This is a genomic window from Prosthecobacter sp. (assembly GCF_044236155.1).
In the GTDB taxonomy this organism is placed as follows: Bacteria; Verrucomicrobiota; Verrucomicrobiia; order Verrucomicrobiales; family Verrucomicrobiaceae; genus Prosthecobacter.
The window spans coordinates 41,823-52,595 of the sequence record NZ_JBIIHA010000031.1; the positions used below are offsets into that span (position 1 = coordinate 41,823).

General features: G+C 60.8%; 8 protein-coding genes. 3 read left to right on the forward strand and 5 right to left on the reverse strand.

Annotation, left to right across the window (positions count from 1 at the left end; translation table 11 throughout):
• Positions 1-17: 17 nt before the first annotated feature.
• On the forward strand, positions 18-1,478 hold the full coding sequence (locus ACILSE_RS20045) for a peptide MFS transporter (protein WP_395719215.1): 1,461 nt from the start codon (positions 18-20) through the stop codon (positions 1,476-1,478).
• A 65-nt stretch (positions 1,479-1,543) separates the two neighbouring features.
• Here the strand turns inward: ACILSE_RS20045 and ACILSE_RS20050 are convergent, their stop codons facing one another.
• Both ACILSE_RS20050 and ACILSE_RS20055 read right to left on the reverse strand, forming a co-directional pair.
• A complete protein-coding gene (locus ACILSE_RS20050) occupies positions 1,544-4,417 on the reverse strand; it encodes a DUF1549 domain-containing protein (RefSeq protein ID WP_395719216.1) in 2,874 nt (957 codons plus the stop codon).
• Positions 4,418-4,500: 83 nt separating this feature from the next.
• On the reverse strand, positions 4,501-5,733 hold the full coding sequence (locus ACILSE_RS20055; RefSeq protein ID WP_395719217.1) for a M48 family metallopeptidase: 1,233 nt from the start codon (positions 5,731-5,733) through the stop codon (positions 4,501-4,503).
• Positions 5,734-5,899: 166 nt separating this feature from the next.
• Here ACILSE_RS20055 and ACILSE_RS20060 point away from each other — a divergent pair, with 166 nt between their 5' ends.
• Positions 5,900-6,793: an alpha/beta hydrolase fold domain-containing protein gene (locus tag ACILSE_RS20060; protein ID WP_395719218.1), complete on the forward strand. Its 894-nt coding sequence runs from the start codon at positions 5,900-5,902 to the stop codon at positions 6,791-6,793.
• Positions 6,794-6,799: 6 nt separating this feature from the next.
• Here ACILSE_RS20060 and dusB read toward each other — a convergent pair whose 3' ends face one another.
• Complete coding sequence (gene dusB, locus ACILSE_RS20065; protein ID WP_395719219.1) at positions 6,800-7,813, reverse strand: tRNA dihydrouridine synthase DusB; 1,014 nt, start codon at positions 7,811-7,813, stop codon at positions 6,800-6,802.
• Positions 7,814-7,865: 52 nt separating this feature from the next.
• Between dusB and ACILSE_RS20070 the strand changes: the two genes are divergently transcribed.
• Complete coding sequence (locus ACILSE_RS20070; RefSeq protein ID WP_395719220.1) at positions 7,866-8,042, forward strand: hypothetical protein; 177 nt, start codon at positions 7,866-7,868, stop codon at positions 8,040-8,042.
• 129 nt (positions 8,043-8,171) lie between these two features.
• Here ACILSE_RS20070 and ACILSE_RS20075 read toward each other — a convergent pair whose 3' ends face one another.
• Positions 8,172-8,900, reverse strand: coding sequence for a segregation and condensation protein A (locus ACILSE_RS20075; protein WP_395719221.1), 729 nt, complete (start codon positions 8,898-8,900; stop codon positions 8,172-8,174).
• A gap of 64 nt (positions 8,901-8,964) precedes the next feature.
• A partial coding sequence (locus tag ACILSE_RS20080; RefSeq protein WP_395719222.1) for a c-type cytochrome occupies positions 8,965-10,773 on the reverse strand: 1,809 nt, incomplete at its 5' end.

The following is a 10,773-nucleotide window of genomic DNA, read 5'->3' on the forward strand; positions in this document are numbered from 1 at the left end:
GGCGGCCTTTCATCGCCATGACCACCGAACCCACCGGCCATCCACGCGGCATCTACACGCTGTTCTTCACGGAAATGTGGGAACGCTTCAGCTACTACGGCATGCGTGCGCTGCTGGTGCTTTACATGGTGGCGGAGGTGAAGCGTGGAGGCATGGGGCTCACGGATGAGATGGCGGCGGCGATCTACGGCCTCTACACCGCGCTGGTTTACATGGTGGCGCTGCCGGGTGGCTGGGCCGGGGACCGGCTGATGGGGGCGAAGTCGGCCGTGTGGTGGGGCGGCGTGACGATCGCCATCGGGCATTTGGTGCTGGGCATCCACCGCACCGAGGCCTTTTTCATCGGGTTGGTCATCGTGGCGCTTGGGTCGGGGCTCTTGAAGTCAAACATGAGCGCGCTGGTGGGCCAGCTTTATCCCGAGGGCGGTGCGCGTCGTGATGCGGGCTTCACGTTGTTTTACATGGGGATCAATCTGGGCGCGTTTCTCGGTCAGTTGATCTGTGGCTGGTTGGGGGAGGAGATCGGCTGGCGTTGGGGATTTTCGGCAGCGGCGGCGGGCATGTTCCTCGGCCTGGTGCAGTTCAAAGTCACGCACCGGCATGTGGCGCATGTCGGAGAGCGCCTGCATCATGAGGGACAGAATGTGCGGCGTGAATGGATGCTGTTCTGGGGGGCGTTGGTGGCGGTGGTCGTGCTGACAACGCTGTGCGTGGCCGGAGTGGTGCCGGTCAACGCGCAAAAACTCGCGCAATGGACCGCGTGGATCATCGGCGGTGTCGCGTTGCTTTATTTCCTCTGGGCGTTTTTGTTTGCCGGGCTCACGACGGTCGAGTTGAAGCGCCTGGTCGTCATTGTGGTGCTGTTTTGCGCCTCGGCGCTGTTCTGGGCGGGTTTTGAGCAGGTGGGATCGTCATTCAGCATTTTCGCGGAACGCTTCACCGTGCGGCAATTCGGCGACTGGGAGGCGCCTGCGAGTTGGATCCAAGCGTTGAATCCGTTGTGCGTGATTGCGCTAGCTCCCGTGGTGGCCGGATTGTGGGCGTGGCTGGCGCGGAGTGACCGCTCGCCTTCGCTTACAACGAAGGTTTCATGGTCGCTGCTGATGCTGGCGCTTGGGTTTGCCGTGGCATCATGGGCAGCGCAACGTGCGCTGAGCACCGGCCCGGTCTGGCCGACCTGGCTGATGACGGTGGTGGTGATTCACACGCTGGGGGAACTTTTCCTGAGTCCGGTGGGCCTGAGCGCGGTGACCAAACTCTCACCGCCGCGCCTGACTGGCCAGATGATGGGCATTTGGTTTCTCGGCAGCGCGCTTGGAAACATCCTGGCCGGCCTGCTCGCCGGTGAGGTGACCGGCGATGCGACGGCGCAGATGCCTGCACGATTTATGGATGTGGTGATCACCTCAGGCATCTCTGGCGTCGTGTTGCTGCTGCTGGCGAAGCCGATCACGAAGCTGATGCCTGGGATCAAGTGATGCTTGAGGCACAAAAAAGGGCGCGCCGGTGATTCGGCACGCCCTTTTGAAGATCGCGTCTCAGATCAGTGGTTGAAGAAGTACTCCTTGGAGTTCAGCAGCGCCCAGAAGAGGTCTTCGAGGACGATTTGGCGGCCGCCGGGGTCGGCTGCGAGAGCCTGCTGGACCGAGGTCCATTCCTTGTCATTCGGCATGCGGCCGAAGACGCGGAGGAAGAGGTCTTCGACGATTTCGCGGTCGCTCTTCTTCTCTTGAACCATCTTGGCGACGACGCGGCCCTGCTTGATGCGGTCGTTGACGGCATCCCCGTTCATCAGGTGGAGCGCCTGGGAGAGCGTGGGTTCCATCTTCACCTCGCAGGAGCAGACGGACTCGCGCTTGGCGCGGCCGAAGGTGGTGAGGAAATAGTTCGTCACAGCGCCGTCGGCGATCTGCACGGCACGGGCGCCGAGGGGCAGGCCCTGGAACTTGTTCGGCGTCTCGGTGATCTGCGAGATGGAGTCGAGCAGGATCTCGGCCCGGACACGACGAACCTGGGCGTGGGAGAAGTTTTTGTGGTCGCCCGCATTGGTCTCGTTGACCTTGGTGCTGCGCTGGTAGGTCTGCGAGTTGCAGATGTCGCGCACGAACTTGCGCATGTCGTATTTATAGTCGGTGAGATGCTGCGCCAGAGCCGTGAGCAACTCAGGATTGGACGGCGGGTTGGAGACACGAACGTCATCGACCGGCTCAACGACACCGACGCCGGTGAAGTGCGACCAGATGATATTGGCGATGTTACGCGCGAAGAAAGGATTGCGCGGTGAGGCCATCCATTCGGCCAGCACCTTGCGGCGGTCTTCGCCGGGCTTCATCTCAGGCGTGTCGCCACCGAGGAACTTGGGCTTCATGACGGCCTGGGTGAGGAAATGGCGGGATTCGCCGCCCTTGCTGTTGTAAACAATGACTTCGGCCGGGTCGTCGGTCTGTTTGCGGCCGATCTGGGCGAAGAAGGCCTTGAAGCCGTAATAGTCGTCCATCGTCCAGCGGTCGAAAGGATGGTTGTGGCACTGGGCGCACTGGATTCGCATGCCCATGAAGACCTGCGCCACGTTTTCAGTCAGCTTGAGCTGGTCGAGCTCGGTCTGGTAGAAATTCACGGCCGGATTGCTCACTGTGCCGCCAGTGGAGGATAGCAACTCCATGACGATCTCGTTGATCGGGATGTTTTTGCCGATGCGCTCGGAGAGCCAGTTGTAGTAGAGGAGCGCGTTCTTGTAGAAGGGCGGCTGGTTGTTGTTGATGGAGGAGCGGATTTGGAGCAGCTCGGCCCACTTCATCACCCACAGCTCGGTGAACTCCTTGCGCTCAAGCAGCTTGTCCACCAAGGCGGCGCGCTTGTCGGGATTTTTGTCCGCGATGAAGGTGCGGATGTCGTTGGCCTCGGGATAGACACCGGCGATGTCAATGAAGGCGCGGCGCACAAACTCCTCGTCGGTGCAGATGCCGGAGGGCAGGATGCGGAGCTTGTGGAGGTTTTCGTTCACAAGCTGGTCGATGTAATTCACCTCGGCCAGTTTCGGGCGCTCATACTGGAGCTGGTCAGGGATGACGAGCACCTGGGAGGTGACGGAGTAAACATCAAAGCGCGCCAGCATGAAGGCCGCGCCACGATCTCCAGAGGTGACAAGGCCGTCCTTGTTGATGGTGGCGGTGGGGTCGTTGTTCGACATGAACAAGGCCAGGTTCGTCACGTCGCGGTCCGTGCCGTCGGAGTAGGTGGCGCGGACGGTGATCTGCTGGGTGGCGTTCTTGCCCTCCATGACGATCTGGTTCGGATAAACCTCGATGCCTGTGCATTTGGCGACATCAGGCTTGTCATCCGGAGCACCGGCGGCAATCCATTCCAGAAGGATCTTGTTGTAAACCGACTCGGGCTCAAAGCACTGGTTGCCGGAATGCGGGACGGCACCGACGGCTTTTTCGATCAGCGCGCTTTCCTCCGGGATGGCGAGGTTGATGCGGCGGCCTGGCATCTCACGGGTGATGCGGACGAAGTCACCGGCGGGGTCCATGCCGAAAAGTGAGGTGCGGAAACCGTCCTTTCCGCGGGCGGCGCCGTGGCAGCCGCCTTGATTACACCCGCCGCGCATGAACACCGGCATGCAATCCAGGCGGAAGGAGATCGCACGGTCCTTGATGCCGTCTTTGACGGTCACCGGCGCTTTCACAGTCTGGCCGCCGATGGAGGCGATGATTTCCGTGCTGCCCGCGTCTGCCACTGGTTTCAATGTGAGACCGTCAAGCGCGGCCACCTTGCTGTCCGCAACTTTGAGGTCGCACGCAGCGGTGACGTCTTTCGTGGTGGCATCCTGGAAGGTGGCCAGCACGACGACACGATGGTAATCGCGCTTGGTTTCCAAGGAGTAGCGTTCCGGCAGGATCTGCAGGTTCTTCAGGGTCGGCAGCTTCTTCTGAAGCTCGGCGATAGCCTTGCGCTGCTCGGGTGTTTTGTATTGGAGCGTGAGTCCCTGGGGCCATTTCGCTCCTTCGGCGATCCAGCGTTTGAGGATGTCGATCTCGTTCACCGCGAGCGGTCCGCCCTTCGGAGGCATGATGTCATCGTGATCCTTCGGCAGCACGACGCGCTTGATGATCTCGCTCTCGTCTGGCTTGCCCGAGACGAGGCCTGGACCGGTGTCACCGCCTTTGAGCAAGGCCGCCGCCGTGTCCATGAGGAGCTTGCCTTTGACCTTGTTGGGATTGTGGCACTCAAGGCACTTGTTCTCGAAGATCGGCTGCACATCTCGAATGAAATCCACGCCAGCAGCCGGTGCGGGCGCTGGAGCAGCCGCGACCGGGGCCGCAGGAGCTTGCGCTGCAGGCGGGTTGGCCTGGGCGACGAATTGAATGGAGGTGATGGCGAGGGTGAGGAGAGAAGCTCGCAGAGGGCTTTTCATGGATTTTGGGGTGTTGTGTGAGGCTACGCCAAAGGAAGTGCTTATTTATCAAACGTGCGAAAATTCCATGGGGACTAAATTCTTCAGCCTTCTAACGCCGCTAGCCGCTGGCCGACGGGCGGATGTGAATAATGCAGCCAAACGGTCAGTGGATGCGGGTTGGGATGCGAAAGGTGGTCCACGGAAAGTTTTTTCAAGCCCTCAATGAGCGGCTGGCCTCCACAAGCAGACTTGGCGAAGGCATCGGCCTCAAATTCATGCTTCCGGCTCGACGCGCTGGTGACCATGCCGAGTAACAGGCTGGCAGGGGAGTAAAGAAGGCTGAACAGCACCAGGCCGAGGCCGAGCGGCTTGCCGATCACCCCGAAGGCGGCAAAGAAGGCGGGCGATTGCAGCGCCGCGTGGAGGAGAAAAAACAGCAACCCCGTCTCCAGCAGCCCGAGCACGAGCTGCTTCGGCACATGGCGGCATTTGTGATGGCCGATCTCGTGAGCGAGGATTGCCTCCAGCTCCGCAGGCGAGTGTTTTTCGATCAGCGTGTCGAAAAGGGCGATGCGCTTGTTCTTGCCGAAGCCCGACAAAAACGCGTTCGCCTTGCTGGAGCGGCGCGATCCATCCACCACCGACACATCGACGACGGGGAACTTCAAACGCGCCGCCAGGGCGAGCAACGATTCGCGCAGCGCTCCATTTTCGAGCGGCTTGAACTTCAAAAACAGCGGCATGAGCAGTCGCGGAGCCAGCCAGGCCATCACGATGCTGAAACCCGCGACCGTCAGCCACGCATACAGCGCCGCGAGTTCCTGCGTCTGGAAGAACCACAGCACCAGCGCCAGCAGCGGCCCGCCGAGCAAAGCGGTGAGCACGAGTCCCTTCACACGATCAGAGATAAACGTGCCGACGGTGGTGCGGTTGAAGCCGAACTCCGCCTCCACTTTGAACGTGTCCCAGGCATCGAAAGGCAGTGCCAGCACGTTTTGGGCGAACATCAGCAGTCCGATGACACCCACGCCGGTTTTGAGCTCGCCCCAGCCCCACGCGTTGCTCCAGCGTTGCAACCAGTCGAATCCGCCGCCCCACCAGAACGCGATCAACGCCGCTAGCGAGACCGCGCTGCGCAGCAAATCCACCCGTGATGATGCGGCGGCATACTCTGCGGCCTTTTGCACCGTCTCCTCGGAAAAGATCGCCTTCAGCCGCTCCGGCAACGCATGTCGGAACTGCGCCAGATTTAAAAACGTGGCGATCAATTCGAGATGAAACAGGCCGAGCACGCCAACGACGGCGGCGAGGAACCAGGGATTGGAAAACGTCATGGGGTAAGTTCGGGAAAAGGAGGGGGAGTCAGTCAGTGCCATTGTCCCTCGTGCCGCGCAAAACCAATTTCCAGAGCGTGGCGAATGAATCCCGATGATGAAAGATTTTGTGGAACCACGGCTCGCGGGAGGCATTTCAGTTCATGATTCTCCCAATTTCGCCCTCATGCACAGATCCCTTGTCCTTCTCCTCGCGCTTCTCTCCGTCGTGCCCGCCCATGCCCAGGTTGGCGGGCGCTTGCGCGAGCTGTTCACCAAACGCCGTCAGTCGGCCATGACCGCAGGCGGCAAGGTGGAGATGAGCTACGGCTCGGACCCGCTGCAAAAGCTCGATTATTGGAAGCCCTCGGCCCCGGAATCACCGCTCGTCATCTATGTCCACGGCGGCGGCTGGAAGCGTGGCGATAAAAGCCTTTCTGCGGGTGAAAAGGCGGATCACTACCTGCCGCAGGGCTATGCTTTTGCGTCCATCGGCTACCGCCTCGTTCCCAACTGCAAAGTAGAGGATCAGGCCCAGGACATCGCGGACGCCATCGCGTATCTCGTCAAAAACGCCGAAAAACTCGGCTTTGATGACAGCCGCGTCGTCTTGATGGGCCAAAGCGCTGGAGCACATCTCTCCGCTCTCGTCGGCACCGACATGCGATACCTGAAAAAGGCCGGACTTGGCCCCAAATCGCTGCGCGGCGTGATTCCGCTCGACGGCGCCTGCTACAACGTGCCGCGCCAGATCGCCGAAGGCGGTGACTTCATGCTCGACACCTACATCCAGGCCTTCGGCACCGATCCTGAGCGTCAAAAAGCTCTCTCTCCCACCTTTCACGCCGCCGCGCCGAATTCTCCGTCATTCCTAATTCTCCATGTGCAGCGCGAGGACGGCGCCGCGCAGTCGAAAGCGCTCGGCGAAGCCCTGCGCAAGGCGGACACGCCTGCGGTCGTGAAAGGCTTTGAAGGCCGCGGCCTCGCAGGCCACACGGAAATCAACCGCAAGTTGGGCGATCCTTCCTATCCCGCCACGCCGGTCGTCGATGAATGGCTCAAGGGTGTCTTCGAGAAGTGATTCGCATCACACCTCGTCGTTCGTCGCGTGCTCATGGATGTGCGCGGCCTGATGGTCGAGATACGCGGCAAAGATGTCCTCAAGCTCCATCATGCTGCCGATGGTGCTGAAGCGCTGGCGCAGCCATTTACCGCCGGGAATCGACTTCGTGTAATTCATGAGGCGGTTGCGCATGGCGCGCAGCGTTTGCAACTCCTGCATGTGCGCGTTGCGTTCCACGGCCATCTGACAATGGCGGCGCATGAAATTGAAACGCTCTTCCACACTGGCATGAGGCGCATGCGTGCCGGTGGCGAGGTAATGTTTCGCCTCCTTGAACACCCACGGGTTCGCCATCGCCGCACGGCCGATCATGATGCCCTTCACGTTCGTCTGAGCGCGTCGCACCTCCACATCCTGGCCGCTGGCAATGTCGCCGTTGCCGATCACGGGAATTTTCACCGCATCGGCCACCTGGCCGATCACATCCCAGTCGGCTAGGCCCGTGTAGCCCTGCGCCCGCGTGCGCCCATGCACGGCGATGGCCCGCATGCCGCAGTCTTCGAGGATTTTCGCCACTTCGACGGCGTTCACATGATTCGCGTCCCAGCCGATGCGCATCTTCGCTGTCACAGGGATCGGCACCGCCTTGGCGACCTCACGCGCCACGCTGGCGAGCAACGGGCAGTCTTTGAGCAGCGATGAGCCGCCGTTTTTCGCCACCACCTTGTTCACCGGGCAGCCGAAGTTGATGTCGATGAAGTCTGGCTGCTTCCAGTCGATGATTTTCCGCGCTGCCTCGCCCATCCGCACGCCATCGGAGCCGAAAAGCTGCACGCCGAGTGGGCGCTGCTCCTCATCGAAGTCCGTGTAGTGCCGCGTGCGGTCGTCACGCTGGAGAATGCCCTCCGCGCTGACAAACTCCGTCACCATCACGTCCGCTCCCTGTTCCTTGCAAAGACGGCGGAAAATCACGTCCGTCACCCCGGCCATGGGAGCCAGGTAGAGCGGAAATTGGTCGTTGTTCAGCCAGGGAAGCATCTTCGATCATAGCCGCGCTGGCAGAATGCGGCAAGCCGTGTCACAGTTCCCGATGGCAAGACGCCGCCGCTTCCGCAAACCGCTTCTCCCCGGCCTTTGGACCGTGTTGGCCACGTTTGCATTGATCGGCAGCATCGGCGGCCTGTTCTGGCTGCTCAGCAAATCTACGCAACTGACGCGCGTCAGCACGTCTCCGCCGTCGGCACCTGCTGTGGCGAAGGGGAAGTGAGCGGGGGAATGACGAATGCAGAATTCCGAATGACGACTGAATGCCGAAGCCTCAATGACGAGATTCGTCATTCGCCATTCGGGTTTCCTCATTAGCCCTCCGCAATCAGCCAGAACCCCGCCCCGTCCTTCACACCTCCGGCCGCACCACCACGATCTCCCCCAGCAACTGCTCCTGCTCCACCTGCAGGTGGTTGAGTTTGATCAGTTCCAGCATCGCCAGGAAGGTCACGATCACCTCGCCGCGGCTGGCGGCGGTGCTGAACAGCTCCTCGAACTTCACGCGACCGCCCACCGGCACGATGTTGAGCAGGTGCTCGATCTTGTCCGCCACCGTGTAGCGATCATTGACGATCTCGCGGAAGTCGCTCGCGTTCTCGAAGCGCTTCAGGATGCGCTGGAAGGCGCGGATAAGGTCAAAGATGCCCACCTGGCCGATGCCGACCACCGGGGCCTCCAGGTCGGGCAGTTCCGGCGTGGTGACGAAGAGTTCATCACCCTTCACCTCCTGAACACCGAGGAACTGGGCCGCCTCCTTGAACTTCTTGTATTCCACAAGCTGGCGGATGAGCTCCCAGCGCGGATCTCCCTCCTCGGCGTCCTCCTCCGGCGGCTGCACATCCTTCGGCAGCAACTCGCGGCTCTTGATGTACATCAAATTGGCCGCCATCACGATGAACTCGCTCGCCAGCTCGATGTTCAGCGCCTTGAACGTGTCGATGTATTCCAAGTACTGCTTCGTGATGCGCTCCAGCGACACGCTGTAGATGTCGATCTCCTCCTTTTTGATGAGGTAGAGCAGCAGGTCCAGCGGGCCTTCAAAAATCTCAAGTTTGACTTTGTAGTCGGTGTCGTCCACCCGCCGAGATAGACCGGAGAATCCACCCCCGCAACCCGCGAGCGCGAGTATTCCACCCTGCCGCTCACTTTCGCCTCAACCGGACCGCCCGCACATCCGCCAGCTCCTGCTTTAAAGCGCCGTCCGGCCGCATCAGCAGCGATTGCACGCCGGCTTTCAGCCTCAGCGTGCCGGCTGACTGCTCCGCGAATGATTCGTAGCCCCCTGTGGACTTCACCGTGCCTTTCACGCTCGCACTCTCGGCCTCAATGACATAAGCGTCGCCTGCGGAAGCGTCATCGGCGGCAAGCGTCACCCAAACCTCGTATTCGGCCTCAGCAGGCACCTGGATCATCCATTCAGCGACATCCGTCTCGATGCGCCACGGAGCGAGCACATTGAGCGATGGCCGATACGCGAGCTTCTGGCCATAGGTCTTCGCCGCGCTCGCGGGAAGCGTCAAAACGCCATCGGCATCCGGCTGAAGTGCGTTTTCGCCACGCACATCGACCTGGAGCAGCGTGTCAGCGGTCCAGGGCATTTTGCGGTCCTTCGTTTGATCGCGCACGGCGGCGATTTGGGCGGCGGCGATGGGCTCGGCCTCATTTCCCCACGCATTGCGGATGTAGCTGAGCACATCGGCGAGCTTCGCGTCGTCGAGCAGCGGGTTCATACCCTGACCCGGCATGGCGAGGTTCCATTTCTGACCGTTCACTTCGATCTCGCCATACAAGCCATGCAACGCGATGCGAATGAGCCGCTCCGGCTCGCCCGTGACCCACGAACTTTCCGCCAGCGGTGGTGCCACATTCGGCACGCCATAGCCCGTGGGCTGATGACAGAGGCCGCAGACACTTTGATACACCGCCGCACCGCGTTCGATCTGCTTCTTCGCGGCCTCACTGAGCTTTCGGGTTGTGATTGGCAAAACGTCCGCGCCAGGCCATCTCAGAGCCGTGCGCAGCCTTTGAAGCCGCTCGCGAGCCGCGATGTCACGATTCGAGGCCATCTCATCGAGAAAAGCTGGTTTGACCTTCAACGTGACTTTCACCTGTGAAGCAAGAAAACCATCCAACAAGGCCTCACGCTGCCAAACCACCGTTTCGGCCATTTTCGCGAGAATGACCTCCGCCTTGCCATCCATGCACGCGAGCTGCGAGAGCAGTTTGAGCGTCTCCACGCGATGCGCGGTGCTTTGCGGCCATTTCAGCAACAGCTCCAGCAAAGCGATCTCTTTACCATGAATCGTCGTCATGGCTGCGATGCGGCTCAAATCATCTTCATGACGTGTGAGATGCTCCACGATGACCGGAAGCGGCTTCGGTGAGAGCAAAGCATGAAGTCGCACGCTGGCATCCGGCTCCTCATTGAGAGCGATTTCGGCCCCAAGCCGTGCTGCAGCCGCTCGAACACGCGAATCGGCATCTTTGGCGGCCTTTTGAAGATGCTCTGGCTTGAGCTTGCCCATGCCTTCGAGCGTCCAAAGCGCATGCAACCGATGCAGCGGCGTTTCAAAGCGATTTGGATCTCCGATGTCTTCGCCACGCTCCACCAGCAGCCGTTGCGCCGTGTTTCGCTGCCAGCCATTCGGATGGCCGAGCATTTTCACCAAGTCTCCATCACTCCATTTCTCCCGCTTAATCCCGTTCTCATGCACGATGCGCCAGATGCGGCCGTGGTCGTTGCCTTCATACAATTTGCGCTGCTCGATCTGCTTCGTGAGCCACGGGACGATGAAGATGACGTGCTCGATGATGCCGTGATACATGTCGGCGAGGTAAAGCGCACCTTCGGGGCCGACGCGGGCGTTCACGGGGCGGAAGCGTTCGTCGGTGCTGGCGATGAGTTCCTGTTCGGGCGGGAAGAAGCGCGTGGCGTGCGGATGCACATCGCC

Coding starts and splice junctions, on each gene's coding strand:
- ACILSE_RS20070 (WP_395719220.1), top strand. CDS start 7,866: ATGGCAAGACGCCGCCGCTTCCGCAAACCGCTTCTCCCCGGCCTTTGG.
- ACILSE_RS20050 (WP_395719216.1), bottom strand. CDS start 4,417: ATGAAAAGCCCTCTGCGAGCTTCTCTCCTCACCCTCGCCATCACCTCC.
- ACILSE_RS20060 (WP_395719218.1), top strand. CDS start 5,900: ATGCACAGATCCCTTGTCCTTCTCCTCGCGCTTCTCTCCGTCGTGCCC.
- dusB (WP_395719219.1), bottom strand. CDS start 7,813: ATGCTTCCCTGGCTGAACAACGACCAATTTCCGCTCTACCTGGCTCCC.
- ACILSE_RS20055 (WP_395719217.1), bottom strand. CDS start 5,733: ATGACGTTTTCCAATCCCTGGTTCCTCGCCGCCGTCGTTGGCGTGCTC.
- ACILSE_RS20045 (WP_395719215.1), top strand. CDS start 18: ATGACCACCGAACCCACCGGCCATCCACGCGGCATCTACACGCTGTTC.